At 65.5% G+C, this 25778-nt stretch carries 23 protein-coding genes; 9 read left to right on the top strand and 14 right to left on the bottom strand.

Annotation, left to right across the window (positions count from 1 at the left end; translation table 11 throughout):
• Positions 1 to 89 precede the first annotated feature (89 nt).
• The 3 genes from ABQ137_RS14390 to tsaD all read right to left on the bottom strand — a co-directional run bounded on the left by ABQ137_RS14390 (position 90) and on the right by tsaD (position 3990).
• A complete protein-coding gene (locus tag ABQ137_RS14390) occupies positions 90 to 2261 on the bottom strand; it encodes a glycoside hydrolase family 3 N-terminal domain-containing protein (protein WP_024938858.1) in 2172 nt (723 codons plus the stop codon).
• Between the two features lie 232 nt (positions 2262 to 2493).
• Positions 2494 to 2850 (bottom strand): dihydroneopterin aldolase, encoded by a 357-nt coding sequence (gene folB / locus ABQ137_RS14385; protein WP_184519249.1) that lies wholly within the window; start codon positions 2848 to 2850, stop codon positions 2494 to 2496.
• Between the two features lie 75 nt (positions 2851 to 2925).
• Entirely contained in the window at positions 2926 to 3990 is a 1065-nt protein-coding gene (tsaD, locus tag ABQ137_RS14380; RefSeq protein ID WP_167709827.1) for a tRNA (adenosine(37)-N6)-threonylcarbamoyltransferase complex transferase subunit TsaD, read from the bottom strand.
• Positions 3991 to 4270: 280 nt separating this feature from the next.
• Between tsaD and rpsU the strand changes: the two genes are divergently transcribed.
• From rpsU to dnaG, 4 genes are all read left to right on the top strand, one after another.
• The gene (gene rpsU / locus ABQ137_RS14375; RefSeq protein ID WP_002808376.1) at positions 4271 to 4486 is read left to right on the top strand and encodes a 30S ribosomal protein S21; all 216 of its coding nucleotides are present in this window, start codon (positions 4271 to 4273) and stop codon (positions 4484 to 4486) included.
• 253 nt (positions 4487 to 4739) lie between these two features.
• Entirely contained in the window at positions 4740 to 5186 is a 447-nt protein-coding gene (locus tag ABQ137_RS14370; protein WP_349783002.1) for a GatB/YqeY domain-containing protein, read from the top strand.
• A gap of 248 nt (positions 5187 to 5434) precedes the next feature.
• Complete coding sequence (locus ABQ137_RS14365) at positions 5435 to 6385, top strand: YihY/virulence factor BrkB family protein (protein WP_065032993.1); 951 nt, start codon at positions 5435 to 5437, stop codon at positions 6383 to 6385.
• A 111-nt stretch (positions 6386 to 6496) separates the two neighbouring features.
• Positions 6497 to 8245 carry a DNA primase gene (gene dnaG / locus ABQ137_RS14360; protein ID WP_166769214.1) on the top strand — a complete coding sequence of 583 codons (1749 nt, stop codon included), beginning with the start codon at positions 6497 to 6499 and terminating at the stop codon, positions 8243 to 8245.
• 277 nt (positions 8246 to 8522) lie between these two features.
• On the opposite strand, the gene ABQ137_RS14355 is transcribed toward dnaG, so the two are convergent.
• Entirely contained in the window at positions 8523 to 9734 is a 1212-nt protein-coding gene (locus ABQ137_RS14355) for a lipase family protein (RefSeq protein WP_349783000.1), read from the bottom strand.
• 346 nt (positions 9735 to 10080) lie between these two features.
• Here ABQ137_RS14355 and ABQ137_RS14350 point away from each other — a divergent pair, with 346 nt between their 5' ends.
• A complete protein-coding gene (locus tag ABQ137_RS14350; RefSeq protein WP_039524893.1) occupies positions 10081 to 11085 on the top strand; it encodes a bile acid:sodium symporter family protein in 1005 nt (334 codons plus the stop codon).
• Positions 11086 to 11350: 265 nt separating this feature from the next.
• The gene (locus ABQ137_RS14345; protein ID WP_215825011.1) at positions 11351 to 12931 is read left to right on the top strand and encodes a thioredoxin family protein; all 1581 of its coding nucleotides are present in this window, start codon (positions 11351 to 11353) and stop codon (positions 12929 to 12931) included.
• Between the two features lie 201 nt (positions 12932 to 13132).
• Here ABQ137_RS14345 and cyoE read toward each other — a convergent pair whose 3' ends face one another.
• Genes cyoE through ABQ137_RS14325 form a run of 4 tightly spaced genes read right to left on the bottom strand, consistent with a single transcriptional unit; the run spans position 13133 to position 16534 of the window.
• Positions 13133 to 14029, bottom strand: coding sequence for a heme o synthase (gene cyoE / locus ABQ137_RS14340; RefSeq protein ID WP_016902810.1), 897 nt, complete (start codon positions 14027 to 14029; stop codon positions 13133 to 13135).
• A gap of 2 nt (positions 14030 to 14031) precedes the next feature.
• Positions 14032 to 15195, bottom strand: coding sequence for a COX15/CtaA family protein (locus tag ABQ137_RS14335; RefSeq protein ID WP_215825012.1), 1164 nt, complete (start codon positions 15193 to 15195; stop codon positions 14032 to 14034).
• A gap of 10 nt (positions 15196 to 15205) precedes the next feature.
• Positions 15206 to 15781 (bottom strand): redox-active disulfide-containing membrane protein, encoded by a 576-nt coding sequence (locus tag ABQ137_RS14330; RefSeq protein WP_039816002.1) that lies wholly within the window; start codon positions 15779 to 15781, stop codon positions 15206 to 15208.
• 27 nt (positions 15782 to 15808) lie between these two features.
• The gene (locus ABQ137_RS14325; RefSeq protein WP_126966496.1) at positions 15809 to 16534 is read right to left on the bottom strand and encodes an SURF1 family protein; all 726 of its coding nucleotides are present in this window, start codon (positions 16532 to 16534) and stop codon (positions 15809 to 15811) included.
• 60 nt (positions 16535 to 16594) lie between these two features.
• On the opposite strand from ABQ137_RS14325, the gene ABQ137_RS14320 reads away from it, so the two are divergent.
• Positions 16595 to 16813: a twin transmembrane helix small protein gene (locus ABQ137_RS14320; RefSeq protein WP_006449736.1), complete on the top strand. Its 219-nt coding sequence runs from the start codon at positions 16595 to 16597 to the stop codon at positions 16811 to 16813.
• Positions 16814 to 16910: 97 nt separating this feature from the next.
• On the opposite strand, the gene ABQ137_RS14315 is transcribed toward ABQ137_RS14320, so the two are convergent.
• Genes ABQ137_RS14315 through ABQ137_RS14290 form a run of 6 tightly spaced genes read right to left on the bottom strand, consistent with a single transcriptional unit; the run spans position 16911 to position 21657 of the window.
• Positions 16911 to 17786 carry a cytochrome c oxidase subunit 3 gene (locus ABQ137_RS14315; RefSeq protein ID WP_349782997.1) on the bottom strand — a complete coding sequence of 292 codons (876 nt, stop codon included), beginning with the start codon at positions 17784 to 17786 and terminating at the stop codon, positions 16911 to 16913.
• A 39-nt stretch (positions 17787 to 17825) separates the two neighbouring features.
• A complete protein-coding gene (locus ABQ137_RS14310; RefSeq protein WP_039518470.1) occupies positions 17826 to 18422 on the bottom strand; it encodes a cytochrome c oxidase assembly protein in 597 nt (198 codons plus the stop codon).
• The gene (locus ABQ137_RS14305) at positions 18419 to 18589 is read right to left on the bottom strand and encodes a hypothetical protein (RefSeq protein ID WP_104552805.1); all 171 of its coding nucleotides are present in this window, start codon (positions 18587 to 18589) and stop codon (positions 18419 to 18421) included. The genes ABQ137_RS14310 and ABQ137_RS14305 overlap by 4 nt, the downstream gene beginning before the upstream one ends.
• Complete coding sequence (ctaD, locus tag ABQ137_RS14300; protein WP_016902803.1) at positions 18570 to 20174, bottom strand: cytochrome c oxidase subunit I; 1605 nt, start codon at positions 20172 to 20174, stop codon at positions 18570 to 18572. The genes ABQ137_RS14305 and ctaD overlap by 20 nt, the downstream gene beginning before the upstream one ends.
• Before the next feature lie 39 nt (positions 20175 to 20213).
• On the bottom strand, positions 20214 to 21164 hold the full coding sequence (gene coxB / locus ABQ137_RS14295; RefSeq protein ID WP_024938844.1) for a cytochrome c oxidase subunit II: 951 nt from the start codon (positions 21162 to 21164) through the stop codon (positions 20214 to 20216).
• 16 nt (positions 21165 to 21180) lie between these two features.
• Entirely contained in the window at positions 21181 to 21657 is a 477-nt protein-coding gene (locus ABQ137_RS14290; RefSeq protein ID WP_102251032.1) for a DUF2244 domain-containing protein, read from the bottom strand.
• Between the two features lie 290 nt (positions 21658 to 21947).
• Between ABQ137_RS14290 and putA the strand changes: the two genes are divergently transcribed.
• Complete coding sequence (putA, locus tag ABQ137_RS14285) at positions 21948 to 25148, top strand: bifunctional proline dehydrogenase/L-glutamate gamma-semialdehyde dehydrogenase PutA (protein ID WP_349782995.1); 3201 nt, start codon at positions 21948 to 21950, stop codon at positions 25146 to 25148.
• Positions 25149 to 25362: 214 nt separating this feature from the next.
• A complete protein-coding gene (locus ABQ137_RS14280) occupies positions 25363 to 25656 on the top strand; it encodes a hypothetical protein (RefSeq protein WP_349782993.1) in 294 nt (97 codons plus the stop codon).
• Positions 25657 to 25778 lie beyond the last annotated feature (122 nt).

The raw sequence follows: 25778 nt of genomic DNA, 5'->3' as shown, positions 1-25778 counted from the left end.
CCACGTCCGTCACCGTCATCTCAAATCCCGCGTAGCAGCCGCACTCCGCTGCGTATCGCGTGAGTGCGTCCTACCACGCCCGCGGGTGTTTAGGCCTCCAGCAACTCGAACGTCACCGCCTCGCCACTCTTGGCCGAGGCGCACACCCACACATCGAACACGCCCGGCTCGGCGCCAAACACATTCTTATGGTTGGTAAAGGCCAGTGCGTCACGCGTCAGGGTGAACACCACGTCCGTACTTTCGCCAGGCTGCAACAACACCTTGCGGAAACCCTTGAGTTCGCGCACCGGGCGCACCCGGCTGGCCACGCGATCGTGCACATATAGCTGCACCACTTCTTCGCCGGCCACGCGGCCGGTATTGGTGACGCGCGTGGTGATGGTCAGGGTCTGGTCCCAGCCCAGCTGCGCACTGCTCAGCTGCGGCTGCGCATACGCAAAGGTGGTGTAGCTCAAGCCGTGGCCAAACGGATACAACGGCTCGTTGGGCATCTCGCGCCAGCGCGCCTTGTACTCGGACAGCGTCGGCAGTTCCGGGCGGCCGGTGCGCAGATGGTTGTAGAAATACGGCTGTTGCCCGGTCACCTGCGGAAAGCTGATCGGCAGACGCGCGGAGGGGTTGTAGTCGCCGAACAACACGTCGGCCACGCCGGTACCGGTCTGCGTGCCCAGGTACCAGGTCACTGCAATCGCATCGGCATCGCGCACCGCACCGCTCAGGGCCAGCGCGCGGCCATTGCGCAGCAGCACCACCATCGGCGTGCCGGTGGCGGCGATGGCTTCGGCCAATGCCTGCTGCGCCGGCGGCAACACGATCTCGGTGCGCGACTGCGCTTCGCCACTGAAGCGCTGCGGCTCGCCCAGCGCCAGCACCACCACGTCGGCGGCCTGCGCCGCATCGATGGCGGCGGAAATACCGCCCGGCAGCGCGTCTTCCAGGCCACAGCCCGGCACCACCGTCAGATGCTCGCTGTCGACCACCGCGCGCACACCCTGCTCCAGGGTCACGTAGCGCTGCTTGTCGCCGAACAGTGTCCAGCACCCCTCGATGTTCTCGCGGTCCTGCACGAACGGCCCGATCAACGCGATGTGCTGCCCGCTTTTCTTCAGCGGCAACACCTCGCCCTGGTTCTTCAGCAACACGATCGAACGCCGCGCCGCATCGCGCGACAACGCATCGTGCGCGGGCAGATGCGCGGTGTCGGCTTCGCGTGCCGGATCCAGCGAACGGTACGGGTTGTCGAACAGCCCGATCGCCTCCTTGAGCTGCAGCATGCGGCGCACGCTGGCATCCAGCGTGGCCATCGGCACCTCGCCGCTTTCCACCAGCGATGGCAGATGCGCGGCATAGAAGCCGCTCTGCATGCTCAGATCCAGGCCGGCCAGGAACGCCTTCTTGGTCGCATCGCGCTCATCGGCCGCATAGCCGTGCGCAATCAATTCCATGTCGGCGGTGTAATCGGAAATCACCACGCCGGGGAACTGCCATTCGCCGCGCAGGATCTCGGTCAGCAATTCGTGATTGGCACTGGCCGGCACGCCGTTGATGTCGTTGAACGAGGACATCACGGTCAGTGCGCCGGCATCGAAGGCGGCCTTGAACGGCGGCAGGTGCACATCGCGCAGTGTCTGCGGCGCGATGTCCACGGTGTTGTATTCCATGCCCGCAGCCACGGCGCCGTAGGCGGCGAAGTGCTTGGGGGTGGCCAGCAGGCAATCGTCGGCCTTCAGATCGCTGCCCTGGAAGCCGCGTACGCGGGCGGCGGCAAACGCCGCGCCCAGCACCACGTCTTCGCCGGCGCCTTCCGCGCCACGGCCCCAGCGCTGGTCACGCGCGATATCCACGGCCGGTGCGTAGGTCCAGTGCAGGCCGGCGGCGGTCGCCTCGATCGCGGTGGCGCGCGCGGTGCGCTCGGCCAGCTCGGGCTCGAAGCTGGCCGCCTCGCCCAGCGGGATCGGGAACACCGTGCGCATGCCGTGGATCACGTCCGCCGCCAGGATCACCGGGATGCCCAGGCGGCTTTCTTCCACCGCCACCTTCTGGATCTGCACGCCCAGCGCGGCGCCGACGCCATTGAACAACGAGCCGACCCGGCCTGCGCGCACCTGCTGCAGCACCTCGTCGGCGTTGAGCACATTGGCTTCGGGATTCACGTCCGGCGCGAACGGCCGCACCATGTCGGCGAACACACCCAACTGTCCGACCTTCTCTTCGACGGTCATCTGGGCAATCAGGGTTTCGATACGATCAGCAGCCATGAGATCCTTGAGAAAACGTTTACATGGCCGTCAATTCTAGCCTGAGGCGACCGCGAGGGGGCAAGTGTCGGGATTTGGAATTGGGGATTGGGGATTTGTCGGGTCCGGTTGAACCGCGCCTTGGGGCTGGGGATCGTTGGCGTGGTCGTGGATCGCTGGTCCCGCGCCACCCAGGTCTTCCGGGGCGCGGCCATGAATCGGAACTCGCGACCGATACCGCGGCCAGTGGCCGTCAGCGGGCCCGCTCGCGCTCGATGATCACTCCCACAGCATGCGCGCCGCGCACCGCACCGGGCTTGCTCAGCTTCAACCGCAGCCAGTGCACGCCGAACTCGTCCAGCACGATCGCCGCGCAGCGCTCGGCCAGGGTCTCCACCAACCCGAAGTCCGAGGCCTGCACGAATTCGATCAGCCGCTTGCTCACCGCCTTGTAGTTCAGGGTATCGGCGATGTCGTCGCTGGCGGCCGGAATGCGGTTGTCAAAGCCCATCTCCAGATCGAACCGCAGCGTCTGGCGGATGCGCCGCTCCCAGTCGTAGATGCCGATCAGCGCATCGATTTCCAGGCCTTCGATAAAAACTTTGTCCATTGGGAGCCGTGATTGGGGATTCGGGATTGGGGGATTGGCAAGAGCGCGACAGACAGCAGGTAGAGGGACTAGCTTCTACGAATCTCCAATCCCCACTCCCGAATCCCGCGCCGCCGCCAGCGGCGGCAAGCCCGCCATATCCCAACGCGGCGTCACATGCACTGCCGCGTCGGCGCGCTCGCCGGCCTCCAGCCGCAGCGCGCCGGCGAAAGCGATCATCGCGCCGTTATCGGTGCACAGGGCCGGCCGCGGGAAGCACACCCGGCCGCCGCGCCGCTGCGCCGCGTCCTGCAGGCGTGCGCGCAGGCGCTTGTTGGCGCCCACGCCGCCGGCCACCACCAGGGTGTTGCAGTCAGCCGCATCCAGCGCGCGCAGGCATTTGATCGCCAGCGTCTCCACCACCGCATCCTCGAACCCGCGCGCGATGTCCGCCCGCGTGGCGTCGGACTGGTCGCTGCCGCGCCAGGCCAGCAGCACCTGGGTCTTGAGCCCGCTGAAACTGAAATCCAGCCCGGGCCGGTCGGTCATCGGCCGCGCGAACTTGTAGCGCCCCGGGGTGCCGGTTTCGGCCAGCGCCGCCAGTTGCGGGCCGCCCGGATACGGCAGGCCCATCATCTTGGCGGTCTTGTCGAAGGCCTCGCCGGCCGCATCGTCCAGCGTCTCGCCAAGCACCTCGTACTGGCCCAGCGCCTTCACCGATACCAGTTGGGTGTGGCCGCCGGAGACCAGCAGCGCCACGAACGGCGGCTGCGGCGGGTCGTCTTCCATCAGCGGCGCCAGCAGATGGCCTTCCATGTGATGCACGCCGATCGCCGGCACGTCCAGCGCCCAGGCCAGCGACCGCGCCACACCGGCACCAACAAGGAGTGCGCCGACCAGGCCCGGGCCGGCGGTATAGGCCACGCCATCGAGTTCGTCGATCCGCAATCCGGCCTCGTCCAGGGTCTGGCGGATCAGCGGCAGCAGCTTGCGCACATGGTCGCGACTGGCCAGCTCGGGCACCACGCCGCCGTATTCGGCATGCAGCGCGATCTGGCTGTAGACCGCGTGGGCCCGCAGCGCCGGCACGCCCGACAGCGCGGTGTCGTAGACCGCCACGCCGGTCTCATCGCACGATGATTCGATCCCAAGAACTTTCACGGCAACTCGGCAGGCAGGGACATGCGGGCTATTTTCGCAGCTTTTACCCTGCGCAGATCGGCCAGGGGCGATCTGCTGCGCGGCCATGTCATCGCCACCGGATCACTCGCAAGCGCAGGCTTTATCAGGCTTGCTCGCGCAGATGCTGCAGGGGGCTTGCAGGTCGTTGGCAAGTCGTTATAATGCGCGGCTCGCCGGGGCAACCCGGAAATTCCGTCACGCGAGTCCGCTCGCACCCGCCCGGGGCTCCCGGACGGAAATCCCATTATCTGGAGAACCCATGCCCAGCGTTAAAGTCCGCGAGAACGAGCCCTTCGAATTTGCGCTCCGTCGTTTCAAGCGCACCTGCGAAAAGGCCGGCGTGCTGGCCGAAACCCGCAAGCGCGAGTTCTATGAAAAGCCGACCCAGGAGCGCAAGCGTAAGGCTGCCGCTGCTGTGAAGCGTCAGTTGCGTCGTTCCTCGCGCGACGTCACCAAGCGCCAGCGCTTGTACTGATCGAACGCGGTTCCTTGCCGACGGGCATGCGCTGAAGGCGCGGCCCATCGGAGTGGAACCCAAGAGCCGGCACGCGCAAGCGTCGCCGGCTTTTTGTATTGGTTCGATGCCAGGCGACCGCTGCGTTCTGCGCTGCAGAGCCGGCCGGCGTCGCTGCCATGACCCGCGCCTGTCAGGCCGACTTCCTGCCGATGCACTGCGCCCGTCGTGGCGCATCGGCACATCTGCAACACGCACTCCCAGGAGTTACACCATGCCCCTCAAGCAACAGCTCACCGATGACATGAAAGCCGCCATGAAGTCCGGCGACAAGCACAGCCTGGGCGTGATCCGGCTGATCAATGCCGCGATCAAGCAGAAGGAAGTGGACGAGCGCGTCGAGATGGACGATGCCGCCGTGATCGCCGTGCTCGACAAGATGGTCAAGCAGCGCAAGGACTCGGTCACCCAGTACGAAGCTGCCGCACGCGACGACCTGGCGCAGATCGAGCGCGAGGAGATCGTGGTGATCGAGCGCTACCTGCCGGCCAAGATGGGCGAAGCAGAGATCGTCGCCGCCATCCAGGCAGCCATCGCGCAGACCGGTGCCAGCAGCCCGGCCGACATCGGCAAGCTGATGGGCGCACTCAAGCCCAAGCTGGCCGGGCAGGCCGACATGGGCCTGGTCTCGACGCTGGTCAAGCAGCATCTGGCAGGCTGAGTCTTCGCCTGCACAGTGCCCTGTGCCCGATGGCCAGGGCACTGTAGCGAGCCGCCTGCGTGCGGCTGGCTGCAGCGCCGTTTCAACGGCAGCACACGCGCAACATCCAGCGCCCGCTTTCACCCGCTCTTTGAACACGCCCTGTTAGAACACCTTCGCCAGCACAGGTCCGGGCGAAGCATTCCGCATGCCGGCTTCGCCTTACGACGCCTGCGCACACAACGGTATGCCCAAGGATTCCCCCGCCGGTGACGAAGCTCTCAACCGAACACCTGCAGAAACATCTGAGCCGCCTGCAGCGCAGCCTGCCGATGGCACTGCTCAATCGTTTTCTCGAGATCGACGTGATGACGCAGGCCGCGTCGCTGTCGTTCTACGCCTTGCTGTCGCTGGCACCGTTGCTGGTGCTGCTGCTGTGGCTGACCGCATCGCTGTATCCGCCTGCGCAGGAAGCGCTGGTGCAGCAGATCGCGCAACTGGCCGGTGGCAGCGCGGCGGAGGTGGCCGACACGGTGATCCGCAACGCCACCGATCAACCTGGCGTAGGATCGTTGGCCGGACTGTGGAGCACGTTGCTGCTGTTCATCGGCGCCACGGCGGTGTTTGCGCAGTTGCAGAACGCCCTGAACCTGATCTTCCGCACCGACAAGCAGCGCCTGGAAGGCCTGATGGCGTGGCTGAAGAAGCGCGTGTTCTCGTTCGGCGTGATCCTGGCCCTGGGCTTCTTGTTGATCGTGTCGATGATTGCCACCACCGCGTTGCAGGTGGTGTTTGCACGGCTGCCATCAGTGCTGCCGGCGATCGGCTACGTCACCACCCTGGCGCTGTATTCGCTCGCCTTCGCTTTTCTGTATCGCTATCTGCCCGATCGTACCGTCAACTGGCGGCAGGCGTTTGTCGGCGGCGTGATCACTGCATTGTTGTTCGCACTGGGCCGCTACTGCATTGGCCTGTACATCGCCAAGGCCGCGCCTGGCAGCGCATACGGTTCGATGGGCACCTTGGTCATCCTGCTGGTATGGATGTACTACGCCTCGGTGGTGTTCTTCGTCGGCGCCCTGCTCACTGCGGTGATCGACGAGCGCGTACGCTCGCATCGCAAGCTGCGCGAGGCCGGAGTGGATACGGACAACCTGCCGCCGGTCGCCGCCGAACCAGACGCCACGCTGCAGCCGCCGGAAGCACCGACGCGCAGTTGATTGCGCATGTTGCGCCTGGCGCGGCGCGTGCCCGGGCGGCATCCACCGCTTTGCTGAGGGCCATCGCTCACTGAAATCGGCGCACGCCGGCGGCTGGGATATCCTAGCGGGATGGCCCGCATCCCCGACGCATTCATCGACGAACTGCTTGCACGCACCGACATCGTCGAGGTGGTGGGCGGTCGCGTGCCGCTCAAGCGTCAGGGCAAGGAATACTCGGCGCGCTGCCCGTTCCATGACGAGCGCTCGGCCTCGTTCACGGTCTCGCCGACCAAGCAGTTCTATCACTGCTTCGGCTGCGGCGCGCACGGCACCGCGATCAGCTTCCTGATGAATTACGACCGCCTCGAATTTCTCGATGCGGTCGACGAGCTGGCCAAGCGTGCCGGCATGGAAATCCCGCGCGAGACCCAGCAACGCACCCCGCAGCAGCAGGACGACAGCCGCGAGCTGTATTCGGCACTGGAAGCGGCGACCAAGTTCTTCCAGCGTCAGCTCGAGGGCAGCGAACGCGCCCGCGACTATCTGGACGGCCGCGGCGTGGATGCCGACAACCGCGCGCGTTTCCAGATCGGTTACGCGCCCGATGGCTACAGCGCACTGAAGGACACGCTGGGCACCGATGCGCGCCGCATGAGCGTGCTCGAACGCGCCGGGCTGTTTTCCAAGAACGATCGCGGCCATGTCTACGACAAGTTCCGCGACCGGGTGATGTTCCCGATCTTCGACCGCCGCGGCCGCGTGATCGCCTTCGGCGGACGCATCATGGGCGCGCCGGCCGACGGCCGTGACCCGGGGCCGAAATACCTCAACTCGCCGGAAACCGCGCTGTTCCACAAGGGCCGCGAGTTGTACGGCCTGTGGCAGGTACGCCAGGCCAATCAGAAGATCGAGCGGCTGATCGTGGTGGAAGGCTATATGGACGTGGTCTCGCTGTTCCAGTTTGGCGTCACCCAGGCGGTGGCCACGCTGGGCACGGCGACCACGCCCGAACATGCCGAGTTGTTGTTCCGCAACGCGCCGGATGTGTACTTCTGCTTCGACGGCGACAACGCTGGCCGCAAGGCGGGCTGGCGTGCACTGGAATCGGTGCTGCCACGCATGAAGGACGGCCGCCAGGCGTTCTTCCTGTTCCTGCCCGATGGCGAGGACCCGGACACCATCGTGCGCAAGGAAGGCGCGCAGGCCTTCGATCAGCGCCTGAAGCAGGCCACGCCGCTGTCGCAGTTCTTCTTCGACGAGATGTCGCGCGAGATCAACCTGCACACGCTCGATGGCAAGGCGCGGCTGGCCGAACGCGCAAAGCCGATGCTGGCACAAATCCCCGAAGGCGCGTTCGGCGACCTGATGAAGCAGGAGCTGTCGCGCCTCACCGGCGTGGGCGTCAATCAGGCGGCACAGGCGTCCACATCGCAGGTACGGCCACCTGCCCGCATGGGTGCGCCTGCGCAGAAACGCAGCCTGGTGCGCGCGTCGATCGCGATCCTGCTGCAGCGGCCGTCGCTGGCGATGAGCCTGGAGGGCGACCACGATTTTTCCGGCCTGCGCCTGCCCGGCATCGACCTGTTGATGGAACTGCTGGCACTGGTGCGGCAACGCCCGGAAATCAGCACCGGTGCGCTGCTGGAACACTTCGCCGAACGCGACGAACAGGCCGCGCTGCAGAAATTGGCCGCACAGGCATTGCCCGGCGACGAACACAGCTGGGCGATGGAGCTGCATGACGTCGTCGCGCAACTGGACAAGCAATTGCTGCGTCAGCGCCTGGACGAACTGCAGGACAAGCAGCGCGCGCAGGGCCTGGACGACACCGACAAGTACGAATTGCGCGAGCTGTTCAAGGCGCTCGCTGCGTTGTAGTGCGGGTAACGCGAGGGGATCGACTTACGCTGTCGTGTGCGGGCCAGGCGCGCACGCTGCACGACGCCATGGCCCAGTTGCACCGGCAACTGCTGCAGCAGCGCATTGAAGCGCTGCAGACAAGGCAACGCGCACACGGACTCGACGAGGTCGACCAGCACGCACTGCGCATTGCCGCGCCTGCGTTCGGGCGCGCACTGAGCACCCGGCGCATGCTGTCAGACCAGCTGTTGCCGACGCAGCCGGCCAGCCCTGGCCGCCGCATGCAGGTGCGCGCTCATAGCTGCTTGAACAAGGTCTTGGCCATCGAGCCGAGCGCCGCGCTGACCGCTTCGATCTTGTCGGCATCGGCCAGTGCGGCCTGGCCGGCATGCGCGGTCAGCCGCTCGATCAGGGCATCGCGCGCGGGCGCGCCGTCGGCACTCTGGCTCTGCGGCGTTCCGGACACCGGCGTGAGCCACGGGGCAATCAAGGCCTGATAGGCGGTGGTGTGCTGGGAAGCCATCTGCTCGAGAAATTGCAGGACCGTGGTGGGGGTGCCGGTGAGCGTGCCGGTCAGCGGCTGGTTGGCGATCTGCCGGTAGTTCACCGTGGACGCCACCGCATTGGCGATGGCCACATCGACCAGCACATCGATCTCCTTGATCGGCGCGTTCCCGTACAGCGTCTTGATCTGGCTGAGCATCGGCACGGTCCAGGCATGCGGCACGCAATCGAGCGTGTTCCACAAGTCGGCATTCCAGATCTGATACGGCGCCGCGCCCGGCGCTGGAGAGGGTAATGCCTGCGCATACAGCGCGGCGAACCCGCCGTTGCCCGGCGTGGCGCCGGCGGTGGGATAGCAGTGCACGGCGCTGAAATTGTCCAGCTTGCCGTTGGTCTTCAACCAGGTCGCCAAGGTCGGCGACAGCGCACCGCCCAGGCTGTGCCCGGCAAAGATCACCGTCGCCTTGCTGCCATCCAGCGCTTGCAGGAAATCCAGCAGCGTCGTGTTCGGCGCCAGTGCGGTGGAGGGGCTGACCATGTTGAGCAGATGCCACACACCGGTGGCGGCCCCCATCGAGATGACCGCCGAACCTGGCTTGACGGGTTTCTTCGCCGCAACCGGCGCGGTGCCGAGCAACGGCGTGTAGGTCGCAAAATCCACCACCGAGGACACATCGAAGTCTTCGGTGAACCAGTCGTAGAGCGACTCCGGGTTGGTGGCGCTCAACGCGACCACATACGCCTCGCCGATGCCCGGCATGGCGTCGGTATGCGCCACGTACATGGCATTGCCCGACAGCGACGAATCGGCCGCCTGCCAGACCTGCGGCCCCCACACCAGTTGCCAGTCGCCGATCCGGTCCTGGGTGTCGGCCGATGCCAGCGTCTGCAGCAACGTGGCCTGGTAGTCCGCCTGCAACGCCGGCTGGCTGCCCCTGCGATCGCCCACCCAGTTGGCCAGGGCGGAAAGCGCAAAGGTCTGTTGATATTGGTCGTAGTGCATGGACTGGCTCCTTTCCTTAGGCCTTGCGTGGAAACACGAGCGAACATGGACGCAGCGCGCGGACACCGTTCGGGCACGGATACGCGCGGCGTGTGCAACCGGAATCTAACAAAGGATGTGCGTGCCAGAAGCGCCCGCGCAGCGGAATCTCGACGCATCGCACGAATCGCTCACCACCCCACGCGGCGCCGTCTGCAGCGCTGCAGGCAGGCGCAAGCGCACGCTGCTGCCGGAGCCGGTGCGAGCACGCATGCGTCCCCGGCCTGCGCTGCGCGGCCGACTCGCACGGTGCACGCTGGCCTCTACAATGGCACTCTGCAGGCAGCCCTCCCCCTGAATACGCACGATGATCAAACACTGGCTGGCGCGGTTGCGCATTGATCCATTCACCCTCGCGCTGCTGTGCACGGTCACGCTCGCCTCGTTCCTGCCGGTCTCCGGCACCGCCGCGGCGGTCATGGACGATGTCACCGACGTGGCGATCGCCGCGCTGTTCTTCCTGCACGGCGCGCGCCTGTCGCGCGAGGCGGTCAAGGCCGGCGCGCTGCATTGGCGCCTGCATCTGGTGATCCTGGCCTGCACCTTCGTGCTGTTCCCGCTGCTCGGGCTGTTGTTCAAACCGCTCGCGCATCTTGCGCTGACACCGGAGCTGTATATCGGCGTGCTGTTCCTGTGCGCGCTGCCATCCACGGTGCAATCGTCGATCGCCTTCACCTCGATGGCGCGCGGCAACGTGCCGGCGGCCGTGTGTGCCGCCTCGCTTTCCAGCCTGCTGGGGGTGTTTTTCACACCGTTGCTGATGGGCGCCCTGGTCGGCAGCCAGGGCGCGATGGCGCACCCGGCCGAGGCGATCGGCAAGATCCTGCTGCAGTTGCTGGTGCCGTTCCTGGCTGGCCATTTCATGCGCCCGTGGATCGGCGGCTGGGTCGAACGGCATCGCGCCGTGCTGCGTTACACCGACCAGGGCACCATCCTGCTGGTGGTCTACACCGCCTTCAGCGCATCGGTGAACGAAGGTCTGTGGCAGAAGACGCCGTTGCCGGCCTTGCTCGCGGTGCTCGGTGCCGCCGCGTTGTTGCTGACGGTGGCGATGCTCTCGATCACCTTCATCGCGCGGCGCCTGCGCTTCAACCGCGCCGACGAGATCGCGATCGTGTTCTGCGGTTCGAAGAAGAGCCTGGCCACCGGCGTACCGATGGCCAAGGTGATGTTCGCCGGCGGTGGCCTGGGCGCGATCGTGTTGCCGATCATGCTGTATCACCAGCTACAGCTCATTGTCTGCGCATTCGTGGCCGCGCGTTATGCGCGCAACGCGCCGGGCGAGCCGCAGATCACTCCCGGTGGTCATTGAAGGTAACGGCCACTGCACGGCGGTGGTCTGATCGACGACACATGGCGCATCCCACGCGGCGTGCCCTGCAAAGGCTTGCTTGCCGCCGGCGCGTTGCCTGCGCGCCATCGCCGGCCCGCTACGCCCGACGCGACACCGGTTCGCGTTGCGTGCCGGTGCCGGTTGTAAGCAGATATACAACGGTTATGACGCACTCCGACGCTGGCACAGTGCCGCTCGCTAGAGTGTTCGATCCACCTTGCTGCCGCCCCCATCGGTGATTGCCATGACGCTATCGTTCCGACGCCCTGCCCCGTCCCTGATCGCGCTGCTGGCGGTGCTGGCCACGCTCACTGCCTGCAACAAGCCCGCCACGCCGCCAGCCCCGACACAGACCAAGGCGGCCGCCACGCCGGCGCCTGCGTCCAGCATCGCCTGGCGCGAGGGCGATGTCGAAGATGCCTTCGCCGAGGCCAGGGAAAGCGGCAAGCCGATCCTGCTGTACTGGGGTGCGGCCTGGTGCCCGCCCTGCAATCGCCTGAAGGCCACCTTGTTCAAGGACCCGACCTTCATCGCCCGCACCCAGCAATTCGTGGCGGTGCATCTGGACGGCGATTCGGAGGGCGCGCAGGCCTGGGGCGAGCGCTTCGGCATCAAGGGCTACCCCACCATCATCGTGCTGCGCCCGGATCGCAGCGAGATCACCCGCCTGGCCGGCGATGCCGACAACGCACGTCTGGCCGATGTGCTGCGGGTCGCGGCCAAGAGCACCAGTACCGCCAGGCAACTGCTCGACACCGCATTGCAGACCCCGCAGCAGCTCAGCGCGGACGACTGGGCCGTGCTCGGCAACTATGCCTGGGGCACCGACGATCGGCTGGTCAAGCCGGAGCAGGCCGTGGATGTGCTCACGCGCCTGTCCAGGTCGGCGCCACAGCCGGCCCTGCAACGCAGCTTCGCCCTGACAGCGATTACCGCAGCCAAGGAACCGCCTGCACCCAGCGCGGCGTCACGCACGTTGCTGGAAGCAGTGCTGGCCGATCCGGCAGAGGTGCGCGCCAATCTCGGCACGCTGAGCTACATGCCTGCACGGCTGGTCGCCGCTGCCAGCAGCGATGCCGGTGAGCGCACTGCCTTGTCCAATGCGCTGAATCTGGCATTGGACAAGGTCTACGCCGACACCGCACTGCCGATCGCCGACCGGCTCGGCACCGCGTATGCGCGCATCCAGCTGGCACGCCTGGCACAAGGCCAGCCCACCGAAACCGAGGCCAAGGGCCCGCAACCGCCGTTGCCCAAGGCCGTGGTCGACACCGTGCAGCAACGCGTGCAATGGGCGACCGACACCGCCAGGACCGATGAGGAGCGCCAATCCACCATCAGCACCGCCGCGGCATTGCTCGGCGAGGTGGGCGACCGCAGCGGCGCCGAACAGTTGCTGCTGGCCGAGTTGACGCGCAGCAAGACGCCTTACTACTACATGCCCGAGCTGGCCGATCTGGCCGAACAACGCGGCGATAAGAAGACCGCGTTGTCCTGGCTCAGGAAGGCGTACGAAAGCGCGCAAGGCCCCGCCACTCGCGTGCAATGGGGCGTGATGTACGTGGATGGCCTGATCCGGCTCAGCCCGGACGACACCGCCGGCATCGAGGCCGCTGCCACGCAGGTGATCGGCGAGCTGGCCGGGCAGCCCGATGGCTACCGCCAACGCACCCGGCAGCGCTTCGCCACGCTGGGCGCCACGTTGAAGACCTGGAGCAAGCAGCATCGCCAGGAAGGCAATGCGGTGCTGACGCGCCTGCAGCAGAAGATGCAGAGCAGCTGCGACAGCAAGAACACCAGCGACTGCGCCAGCTGGTTGAGCTGAGCCGGCGTGAGCGAGCAGCCCGCTACGCGGCGAATTTGAGTGCATTAAGTAGCGATTGCGCGCCGGATGCCCAACGGCACGCACAACGGGTGTGTAAGAGCGAGATGGGCCGGTCCCAGCCACCGACCGCATCCGCCTGACGGCTGCCTCGGTCGCAGCCCTATCGATCGCCTTGATGGCAGCAGCTGGCATTCGCTGCCGCTAGCGCACCCACGGCAACAGCAGGTGGTCCACCATCAGAAACGCGAACAGCGCCATCAGGTAGACGATGGAGTAACCGAACATCTTCATCGAGAACAGCTCGTCCGGCGGGTCGAGCATGCGCCAGGCGTACCAGAGGAACACCACGTTGAGCACCACCGCGCCGCCCAGGTAGAACAGCCCACTCATGCCCACCGCCACCGGCAGCAGGGTCACGATCGCCAGCAGCACCGTGTACACCAGGATCTGCTTGCGCGTATGCGGCACGCCATGGGTGACCGGCAGCATCGGGATCGCCGCCTTGGCGTAATCGGCACGGCGGAAGATCGCCAGCGCCCAGAAATGCGGCGGCGTCCAGATGAAGATGATCAGCACCAGCAGCGAGGCGTTGATCCAGTCGGCGCTGGTCGGCAAGCCGGTCACTGCGGCCCAGCCCAGCATCGGCGGCGTGGCGCCGGCCAGGCCGCCGATCACGATGTTCTGCGAGGTCGCACGCTTCAGGTACACGGTGTAGATCACCGCGTAACCGATCAGCGACGCAAACGTCAGCACCGCGGTGATCACATTCACCCAGACCACCAGGATGGTCATGGAGATCACGATCAACACGCCGGCAAACAGCAGCACCTGCCACGGCCGCACCTTGCCCACCACCAGCGGCCGCCACGAGGTCCGCGCCATCTGCGCGTCGATCTTGGCGTCCAGCAACTGGTTGATCGCCGCCGCCGCCGACGCCGCCAGCCAGATGCCTAGAAAGCCCAACGCACCGGTGCGCACCTGCACCCACGTCGGCACATCGGGGATGGCCAGGAACATGCCCACCAAGGCGGTGAACACGATCAGTGCCACCACCTTGGGTTTGGTCAGATCCCAGTAATCGCGTGCGCTGACAGCCATGCTCACTCCGGCGCGCGCAGCCGCGCCAGCAGCGAGACCAGCACGAACAACAATGCGACCGCGCCGCCGTTATGCAGCACCGACACTTCCAGCGGTAACGCCAACTTGACGTTGAGCATGCCCAGCGTCACCTGCACCGCCACCAGTACCGCCAGCGCACCGGCCCACACCCGCATGCCCGGCGAACGCGACAGGCGCCAGGCCAGCCACCACAGATACAGCGCCGTCGCAATTGCCCACAACCGGTGCGCCATCTGGATGGCGATACGCGCTGCGCCATCGAGCACACCGCCTTCGTAATCCACCCCGATCCCGCGCCACAGCGTGAAGCCTTCGCGGAAGTCATGCGGCGGCCACCACTGACTGACGCAGCGCGGGAAATTGTCGGCCGACCAGCTACCGCCGCCACAGGCCAGCGCCGCGTAATTGGCACTGACCCAGCCGCCGAGGGCGATCTGCAGGCCCAGCACCGCCACACCCGCACGCAGCAGCCACTTGAGCCGCGAGGCATCGGCCAGCGTGATCGGCAGATGCGTCGCGCGCCAGGCCATCCACACCAGCAGCGAGAACATCAGCATGCCGCCGAGCAGATGGCCCATCACCACGATGGGTTTGAGCAGCAGCGTCACCGTCCACATGCCCAGCAGCGCCTGGAAGATCACCACCGCCAGCGTCAACACCGCCGCACGCGCCAGGTCGATGTTGCTCCAGCGCAGCGCCGCCAGCAGCAGGATGGCCTCGCCCGCGATCGCCACGCCGAACGCCAGCCTGTGCCAGCCGGACATGTACAGCGGAATCGACAAAGCCACCAGCACCGCGGCAGAAACCACCTGGGCGATGCCCATGCGGCGGCGGCGCACCGCCAGCAACGACAGCACCAGCACCTCCACCCCGAGCGCGCCGGCCAGGAAGCGGTGCACCTGCTCGCGCCAGGCCTTGTGCGATTCCAGCGGCCGGATCTTGCTGGCCACATGCGTATTGGCTTCGTCGCTGGTCTGCGGCCAGGTGACGCGGCCGTAGCAGGTCGGCCAGTCCGGGCAGCTCATGCCGGCATCGGACAGGCGCACGAACGACCCGAACAGGATCGTGCTCGCAGTGAACAACGCAGCCAGCCAGGCCATGCGATGGAAGTGGCGGAACAATGCCGGTGGCGCAAACAGATTCATCGAAACGGGCTCACATCAGTTTCAGCAGCTTGACCAGATCGGCACGCAGGCCGGCCGGGTCGAACCCCGGGGCGTACCGCAGGATCACGAAGCCATTCGGGTCGATTACATACACCGGCACGCCGGCGGCATCGTTGGCACGCGGCAGGCCCTGCCGCAGCCGCGCGTCGTCGCGCAGTACACGCAGGGCCGGCATCGGCGGCAGACCGGCCGGCGGGGCGCCGATCCACAACACCTCCACCTTGTCGGCGCGATGGCCGAGCAGCTGCCATACCTTGTCCAGTTCGGCCGCCAACATCACGCACTGCTGCGTGCAGCCGGCAGGCGGTGCGAGCGCAATCCGCCACACACGTTCTGCAGGCGTCCAGGCATACGGCTGCCCGTCCGCGCGCACCGGCACCAACCCGCGCAGGTCGGCGGGCGGCTTGAGCAGTTCGCCGTGATTGCGCATCGATGCCGGCTGCCATCCGGAGAAGCGCAGCACGCCGGCCAGCAACATCGAGCCGAAGAACAGCACCGCCAGTGCAATCAGCATCCTGCGGCCGCGTTTGACCGAATGCGGCGTGGCCGATGTGGAGGAGGTCATGCCGGCGATTTTCTCATGCCGCAGGCGTCAGTGCCCGCGTTGACGGCGGCGACGCGCACGCCAGCTCAGCAGCGTCGCAGTGGCCAGCACGGCCGCGGCCAGACCGAACCATTGCACCGCATAACCCAAGTGCCGCGCGGGTGGCAGCGTGTTCGGCAGCATCTCCAGGTCGCGTGCATACCCGACCGGCAGGGCGGGATCCAGGCGCAGGACCTGCGACGAAATGTCGCGCCTGCCCAACGCGCTGCGCAGGGCGCTGGTATCCAGGCGCGTGGCCAGCCAGGTCTGCGGCGCATTGCCGGCGGCCAACGCCGGCCCGATCGCAAGTCCGGCCGACGGCGGCGCACTCAGCAAGCCCTGCAGTGTCCGGGTGCCTTGCAGCGGGGTGATCGTCGGCAACTGCCGATTGGCCGGCAATGGCAGCCAGCCCAGATCGACCAGCAGCGTGACCGGGCTGCCTTGCGGCGCGGCAAGTTGATAGATCCGCACACCGGCGCGCCCGGCATGCAGCTGGTTGTCCAGCAGCACCTGCTGCGGCAGGAACCGCACCTCTCCGCTCACCCAGGCCAGCGCATGCGGCGTGGCCAGCGCCTGCACCAGGGTCAACGGCGTCTGCCGCACATGCGCTGCGCGTTCCAGCAAGGCCTGTTTGTCGTGCATGCGCTGCAGCTGCCACTGACCAAGCGCCGCAAACCCCGCACTGACCAGCACGGCCAGACACCATCCCAACACCGCCGTGTGCTTGCGCGTCATGACAAGCGACGCAAAAAGGCGTGCAATGCCGCTACCACGCCGACGACCACCGGGGCTGTTGTGAACGATTCGCTCAAGACGTTGCTGATTGTCGCCTTCCTGATCGTGATCCTGTGGAACCTGGGTGCGGGCCTGTACTACTTGCTCACCGACCGTGGCGAAACCAAGCGCACAGTCAACGCACTGACCTGGCGCATCGGTCTATCGGTCGCACTGATCGCCGTCGTGATCCTCGGCATCTACACCGGCTGGATCAAGCCGCATGGGCTCGGCCGCTGACGCGGCCGATGGATTGGGGATTGGGGATTGGGGATTGGTAACAGCAAACGCAGATCGCTCTTGCGAATCCCCAATCCCGACTCCCCAATCCCCGCCCTCAAAGTACATACACGAACAGGAACAACGCCAGCCACACCACGTCGACGAAGTGCCAGTACCAGGCCGCCGCTTCGAAGGCGAAGTGGTTGTCGCGGGTGAAGTGCCCGCGCGCCACCCGCAGCCACATCACCGCCAGCATGATCGTGCCCAGCAGTACGTGCATGCCGTGGAAGCCGGTGAGCATGAAGAAGGTCGAGCCGTAGATGCCCGATCCCAGCGTCAGATTGAGCTCGGTGTAGGCGTGGATATATTCCTCGGCCTGCAGGAACAGGAACACGCAACCCAGCAGCACGGTCAGGCCCAGCCACAGCAATAGCGCGCCGCGACGGCCGCCCTTGAGCGAGTGGTGCGCAATGGTCAAGGTCACGCCGGAGCTGAGCAGGATCAGCGTATTGATCAGCGGCAGGCCCCAGGCGGGAATGGTCTGGAACTGCCCACCGATCGTGCCGGGGCCATTGGTCGGCCATGCAGCGGAATAGCCGTTCCACAGCAGCTCGTTGGTCATCACGCCATCGCCTTCGCCGCCCAGCCAGGGCAGCGTCAGCACACGCGTGTAGAACAACGCGCCGAAGAAGGCGCAGAAGAACATCACCTCGGAAAAGATGAACCACACCATCCCCATGCGGAAGGAGCCGTCCACCTGGCGGTTGTAGTGCCCGGCGTTGGATTCGCGGATGACATCGCCAAACCACATGAACAAGGTCGCCAGCAACATCGCCATGCCGATGAAGAACGTCCAGCGCCCCCATGCCGCATCGTTGAGCCAGCTGGCCACGCCGATCATCATCACGAACATCGCAATCGACCCGACAAAGGGCCATTTGCTCTGGCTCGGGACGAAATACGCATCGGCGTTGGGACTATGGTCGGCCATGGCGTTGCTTCCGTGTCGGTGCTGCGTGTGGATGAAGGATCAAGGCGCCGCGCGCGGCGCGCTGGATGCGCCACCGCCCTGCAACTCCGAGGTCAGGGTGTCGTTGCGATAGAACGTGTAGGACAGGGTGATCGTGGTGACTTCTGGCGGCAGCGCCGGGTCGACGATGAAACGCAGCGGCATGTCGCGCGTTTCGCCGGCCTGCAAGGTCTGCGCGGTAAAACAGAAGCATTCGGTCTTGTTGAAGTATCCGGATGCCCGCGCCGGTGCGACCGATGGCACCGCACTGCCGACCACTGCCCGCGCACTGTCGTTGCGTGCGAAGTACAGCGCCTCATTGAGTTCGCCCGGCACCACATCCATCGTCATCTGCTCGGGATGAAAGGTCCATGGCAGTTTGGAATTGACCCCGGCATCGAACTCCACCCGCACCGTGCGTTTGCCAGCCCCTGCACTCGCGGCGGCATTGCCACGCGTACTGCCCGGCGCGCGCTCCATGCGGATGCCGAAGACTTTTTCGCACGCAATGCGATACAGCGGCACCAGCGAAAAGGTCAGCACGAACACGCCCAACACCACGCCCAGCAGCTTGAACAGGCCGGCCGTCGGTGCAGGTGCGGGCGCCCGCGCGTTCACCGCCCGATGACTCCCGACGCAATGAAACCCGCATAGATCAGCAGGGCGATGACGCCGACGGTGATCGCCGTGCGGCGCACCGCACGACGCTGTTGCGCCTGCCGTTCGGCAGCGGAGAGCAGACGTGCCACAGCCGGCGGCGCGGACTCAGTGACCGATGTCTTCATGCGCAAGATCTCCAGGCTTGATCACCGGCGGCACGGTGAAGGTATGCGCCGGTGCCGGCGACGGCACCGTCCACTCCAGTCCCTTGGCGCCTTCCCAGGCACGTGCGTCGGCCTTGGCGCCGCTGCGCAGCGAGGCGAGCAGGATGCCGGCCATCAGGAACGGCGTGGCGAACATGCCGAACGCGCCGATCGAGCTGATCAGGTTCCAGTCGGCAAACACCACGTTGTAATCGGGGATCCGCCGCGGCATGCCGGCCAGGCCAAGGAAATGCTGCGGGAAGAACAGCAGATTGACGAACACCATCGTCCACCAGAAATGGAACTTGGCCCAGGTCTCGTTGTACATCCGCCCGGTCCACTTCGGCCACCAGTAGTACACCGCCGCAATCAGCGCGAAGACCGCACCGGTGACCAGCACATAATGGAAATGCGCAACCACAAAATAGGTGTCGTGATACTGGAAATCCGCCGGCACGATTGCCAGCATCAGGCCCGAAAATCCACCGATGCTGAAGAGAATCACGAACGCCACCGCCCACAGCATCGGCGATTCGAACGTCAGCGAGCCCTTCCACATCGTGCTGACCCAGTTGAACACCTTCACCCCGGTCGGGATGGAGATCAGCATCGTGGCAAACATGAAGTAGATTTCGCCGCCCAGCGGCATGCCCACGGTGAACATGTGGTGCGCCCACACGATGAAGCTCAGGAACGCGATCGCCGCGATCGCATAGACCATCGCCTGATAGCCGAACAGCGGCTTGCGGCTGAAGGTCGGGATGATCTCACTGACTACGCCGAACGCCGGCAGGATCATGATGTAGACCTCCGGATGCCCGAAGAACCAGAAGATGTGCTGGTACATCACCGGGTCGCCGCCGCCGGCCGCATTGAAGAAGCTGGTACCGAAGAACTTGTCGGTCAGCAGCATGGTCACCGCGCCGGCCAGCACCGGCATCACCGCGATCAGCAGGAAGGCGGTGATCAGCCACGCCCAGCAGAAGATCGGCATCTTCAGCAGGTCGATGCCCGGCGCGCGCATGTTCAGCACGGTGGCGATGATGTTGATCGCACCCATGATCGAACTGACGCCGGCCACATGGATCGCGAACACGCTGAAGGCCACGTTGTAGCCGCCCTGCAGCGACAGCGGCGGGTACAGCGTCCAGCCGCCGGCCGGCGCACCGCCGGGCAGGAACAGCGTCAGCAGCAGTAAGGTAAATGCCACCGGCAGCAACCAGAACGACCAGTTGTTCATGCGCGGCAACGCCATGTCCGGCGCGCCGATCTGCAGCGGAATCATCCAGTTGGCCAGGCCGACGAAGGCCGGCATCACCCCGCCGAAGATCATCACCAGGGCATGCACGGTGGTCATCTGGTTGAAGAATTCCGGCTTGACGAACTGCAGCCCGGGCTGCATCAGTTCAGCGCGGATCACCACGCTCATCGCCGCGCCGATGATGAACATTACGAAGGAAAACAGCAGATACAGCGTGCCGATGTCCTTGTGATTGGTCGAGAAAAACCAGCGCTCGACGAAACCGGGCTGGTGGTGTCCGTGGTGATCGACTGCGGTATGCGCCATGACGGAACGACCTCTACGAAGCGGTGCGGTTGCGGGCGATTAAAGAGCGGCGGTCGGTGCGGCGGTCGGAGCAGGCGCTGCGGCTGGAGCGGCCTCACCGGCAGGCGGTGCTGCAGGTGTGGACGCCGGCGCCGGGGTGCCGGCCGGTGCGGCAGGCGCTGCGCTGGCACTGCGACGGGCCGCCAGCCAGCGCTGGAATTCGGCCTTGGGCAGCGCTTCCACCACGATCGGCATGAAGCCATGATCCTTGCCGCACAACTCGGCGCACTGCCCGCGATACACGCCCGGCTGCTCGATATTGGTCCATGCCTCGTTGACGATGCCGGGGATTGCGTCCTGCTTCCAGCCAAGGGCCGGCACCCACCACGCATGGATTACGTCGTCGGCGGTGATCACGAAACGGATCTTGGTGTTCACCGGCAGCACCAGGCGATTGTCCACGTCCAGCAGATAATGCGGTTGCGATGCAGCGGTCGGACGCTCGCCACTCTGGCGGATGCGATCGGATTCGCGCGCCAGCCGGCTGGTGAACTCCACGCCCTGGCCCAGATACTCGTATTTCCACATCCACTGGTAGCCGGTGACCTTGACGGTCATTTCCGACTCGCGGGTGTCGTACATCGCAATCAGCTTGGCCGTTGCCGGCCAGGCCATCGCAATCAGCACCAGCACCGGGATCACCGTCCACAGCACCTCTGCCGTGGTGTTGTGGCTGAATTGCGCGGCCACCGCCCCCTTGGACTTGCGGAACTTGAAGATCGCATAGCCCATCGCACCGAACACCAGCGCGCCGATCACCACGCAGACCCACAGCGCCACCATGTGCGCCTCGTAGGCCATGCGCGCGGTCTGGGTGACCCCGCGGCCCATGTTGAGCTGCCATTCCTTCGGGTCGGCCGACTGCGCCCAGGCAACCGAGGCGCTCGACAGCGCCAGCATCGCCAAAGCCAATTTCGGATACGTCGCCTTCCAGCTGCTGCGTTGCGTCATTGCCTAGACCCTTACGTCATCGGTGACGGCCATTGGCGGCCGCGAGCAAGCGTTTCAGCGTAGTTGCCAGTTCCACACGTTCGGCCGGCCCGAGAAAACTTCCAATCTCGATCTGCTTGCCGCTGCTGACCAGCACCACCCTGTCGTCGCGTTCCATGCATAACCGCACCCAATGCGGATGTGCCTGAAACGCTGGTGGCGCATGTCTGGATGGAAACACCTCGACAACGGTCTCCCCTACCCGGATCGCTTCTTCGCGCTCGCCACTTCGCCACAACTGCCGTAGCGCCAGCGCCACCACACCACTGTGCAACAGGGCGAACACCGGCGCGAATGCATTGCCGGTCCACCACCCCAGGCCCGCAAATACCCACATCGTTCCCGCCAACACTGCGAACAGCTGCACGAATTGCCTGGCCGACAATGCCCGCGGAGGCCGCAACCGCAACTGCGTCCCGACCCCTTCGGACATCAACGGCAGTACTTCGATCATTGGCAACACGCAGCGCACTGCGGGAATGGCCCGATGGTAGACCCGCACGAACGCATGCGGCAAGCGTTTCCGGCAATCATTCGATTGCTGCAGTGCAGCTAAAAACACGCGTAAATCAATCACTTCCCGGTGCATATGCCGATGTCCGCGGCTGCGGCCGGCAAGGATCGAATCCGTTTTGGGCCTGCACCGGCCACGTGCACAAAACGGCGGAAAAGTTGCCGCTTCCACACAAGTGCGCAGGGGCTGCGGCTCTCTAGAATGAGCACGGATTCCCAGGCACCCTTCGCATGAACGCTCAGCTCGACCCGCTTGCCTCTCCCTCAGTTGCGCGCCCGCTGCTGGCGCCCGAGCTGCCTGCCGCACCCGGCGCATTGCGTGCGGCGATCACCGCCGCCTGGCTCAAGGACGAAACCGAGCACGTCCGCGAATTGCTCGACCAGGCGCGTCTGCCCGCCGCCGAACAGGCCAAGGTGCAGGCGGTGGCCGCCGATCTGGTCACCCGCGTCCGCGCACGTGCGCAGGACCAGGGCGCGATCGAAGCCTTCATGCGCCAGTACGACCTGGGCAGCGAAGAAGGCGTGCTGCTGATGTGCGTGGCCGAAGCGCTGTTGCGCATTCCCGACCAGGACACCGCAGACAAGCTGATCCGCGACAAGCTCGGCGATGCGGACTGGAAAAAACACGTCGGCGGCAGCGACTCGGTGCTGGTCAACGCATCGACCTGGGGCCTGATGCTCACCGGCAAGCTGGTGCAGCTCAACGACCTCACCCGCGCCGACGTGCCGGGTGCGTTCAAGCGCCTGATCGGCCGCGTCGGCGAGCCGGTGATTCGCCTGGCAGTGCGCCAGGCGATGAAGATCATGGGCCACCAGTTCGTCATGGGCCGCACCATCGGTGAGGCCCTGTCGCGTTCGCGCAAGGGCGACAACGCCGATTACCGCTATTCCTTCGACATGCTCGGCGAAGGCGCATTGACCATGAAGGATGCGCAGCGCTATCTGCAGGCGTACCGCGATGCCATCCACGCGATCGGCCGCAGCGGCAGCTTCGTCGGTACCGATGTCTTTGCGGCGCCCAGCATCTCGATCAAATTGTCCGCGCTGTATCCGCGCTACGAGCATGCCAAGCGCGCACGCGTGATGGCCGAACTGGTGCCGGGCGTGCTCGAGCTGGCGCAACTGGCCAAGTCCTACGGCATCGGCTACACCGTCGATGCCGAAGAAGCCGACCGTCTGGAACTGTCGCTGGACATCATCGAGGCCACCTTCTCCGACCCGTCGCTGGATGGATGGGAGGGCTATGGCCTGGCGGTGCAGGCGTATCAGAAGCGCACGCCGTACACGATCGATTTTCTCGCCGATCTGGCGCGCCGCGTCGGCCGTCGCATTCCGGTGCGTCTGGTCAAGGGCGCGTACTGGGACGCGGAGATCAAGCGCGCACAGATCGAAGGCCACCCCGGCTACCCGGTCTTTACCCGCAAGCAGAATACCGACGTGTCGTATCTGGCCTGCGCGCGCCGCATGTTCGCGCACAGCGATGCGCTGTATCCGATGTTCGCCACGCACAACGCGCAGACCATCGCGGCGGTACGCGCAATCGCAACGACCAAGCATTACGAACACCAGAAACTGCACGGCATGGGCGATGACCTGTATGCCGAAGTGATTCCGGCCGATCGCCTGGGACTGCCATGCCGCGTGTACGCCCCGGTCGGCTCGCACGAGGATCTGCTGCCGTACCTGGTGCGTCGCCTGCTCGAGAACGGCGCCAATTCCAGCTTCGTCAATCGCATCACCGACGAGGACGTCGCCATCGAAGACCTGATCCGCGATCCGGTCGAAGCGGTGTCCTCGTTCGGCTCCATTCCGCATCCCAAGATTCCGCTGCCCACCGATCTGTTGCGCAGCCAGAACCAACACAGGAAAAACTCCATGGGCGCCAATCTCGCCAACGACAACGATCTGCGGCAGCTGGCCGAGCAACTCAATGCCGCCATCAAGCCATGGAAGGCCGGTCCGCTGGTGCCCGGCGCGGTGATCAGCACGCCGAGCGAGGCGGTGCGCAACCCGGCTGACCGACGCGAAACGGTCGGGCACTGGCAGCCGGCCGATCCGGCCACCGTGCAGACCTCGCTGGCAACCGCCGCTGCCGCGCAGCCGGCCTGGAACCGCACGCCGGCGGCCAGCCGCGCCACCATCCTGGAGCATGCCGCCGACCTGCTCGAAGCACGCATGCCCGAGTTCATGGCGATCTGCGTCAAGGAGGCCGGCAAGACCCTGCCCGACGCCGTGGCCGAAGTGCGTGAGGCGGTCGACTTCCTGCGTTATTACGCAGCCCAGGCACGCGCGCAGTTCGGCGCACCCGAGCGTCTGCCCGGGCCAACCGGCGAATCCAACGAACTGCAGCTGCATGGCCGCGGTGTCTTCGTCTGCATCAGCCCCTGGAACTTCCCGCTCGCCATCTTCCTCGGCCAGGTCGCCGCCGCATTGGCTGCCGGCAACAGCGTGATCGCCAAGCCTGCAGAGCAAACCAACTTGATCGGCTACGCCGCAGTGAAGCTGCTGCACGAAGCGGGTATCCCCGAAGCGGTCGTGCAGTTCCTGCCGGGCGACGGCGCCACCGTCGGCGCCGCGCTGACCAATGATCCGCGCGTGGCGGGCGTCGCCTTCACCGGCTCCACGGAGACCGCACGCGTCATCAACCGGACCCTGGCGTCTCGCGATGCCGCGATCGGTGTGCTGATTGCCGAAACCGGTGGCCAGAACGCCTTCATCGCCGACTCGTCCTCGTTGCCGGAAGCAGTCGTCAAGGACGCGATCTCCAGCGCCTTCATGTCCGCCGGCCAACGCTGCTCGGCGGCCCGCGTGCTGTTCGTGCAGGACGACATCGCCGACAAGGTCATGACCATGCTGGCCGGCGCAATGGGAGAGCTGAAGATCGGCGATCCTGCGCTGCTGTCCACCGATGTTGGCCCCGTCATCGACGCAGATGCACTCAAGATCCTCGACGATCATGCGGCGCGCATGGATCGCGAAGCCCGCCTGATCGGCACCACCATCCTGGATCCCGCCACTGCCGACGGCAGCTTTTTCGCCCCGCGTGCGTACGAGCTGGCCTCGCTCGCGCAGCTGCAGCGCGAAATTTTCGGACCGGTCCTGCATGTCATCCGCTGGAAAGCCGACCAACTCGACGTCGTCATCGATCAGATCAATGCCACCGGTTACGGACTGACCCTGGGCGTGCACTCGCGCATCGACGAGACCATCGATCGCATCACCACACGTGTCGCGGTCGGTAATGTCTATGTCAACCGCAATCAGATCGGCGCGGTCGTCGGCGTACAACCCTTCGGCGGCCAGGGTCTGTCAGGCACTGGCCCGAAAGCCGGCGGGCCGCATTACCTGCTGCGCTTCGCCACCGAGAAGGTCGTCACCGTCAACACGACGGCCGCAGGCGGCAATGCCTCGCTTCTGACACTGGGCGACTGAGAGCCAGTCCAAACCATTTCAGGCCATCTCTTGGCTTGCTGAGGAAAACAAGAACCCCGCATCGCGGGGTTTTTTGTTGTGCCCAGATGTCCGCGTAAGGTGCTGTGCCCGTACATCTGCATTGCGTAGAAGCAAGCGGTAGGTCATTGCCGCGCACAACGGCATCACTGCCAGCACCCACCTCTCGGCATCGACGTGAAAGTCGGGGGCAGAGGTGAGAAAGAAAAGCTCAACCTTGGACCGTGTCAGTGACATGCGTAAACCGACGCGTCAGGTGCTGCGTTACGTGTCCGATCACAACGTGGCGAGGTGCCGGGCGGCGCGCCTAGAGCGTCCGAGTGCCGTGGCGTTACTTGGCTTCGGCTCTGCCTTTGGCTTTGGCTTCGGCTCTGCCTTTGGCTTTGGCTTTGGCTTTGGCTTTGGCTTTGGCTTTGGCTTTGGCTTTGGCTCTGGCTTTGGCTCTGGCTTTGGCTTTGGCTTTGGCTTTGGCTTTGGCCAGTTGTCTTAAATTTCGGACAAAAAGAAACCCTCAGTCCTGTTGGACTGAGGGTTCCGGGTAAAGCCCCTGGCGATGACCTACTCTCGCATGGCTTGAGCCACACTACCATCGGCGCAGCTGCGTTTCACTTC

The sequence above is a fragment of the Xanthomonas sp. WHRI 8393 genome (genome assembly GCF_040203315.1).
GTDB lineage: Bacteria > Pseudomonadota > Gammaproteobacteria > Xanthomonadales > Xanthomonadaceae > Xanthomonas > Xanthomonas arboricola.
The sequence above is the reverse complement of the archived record's forward strand: the minus strand, read 5'-3'. Positions and strand labels throughout refer to the sequence as shown.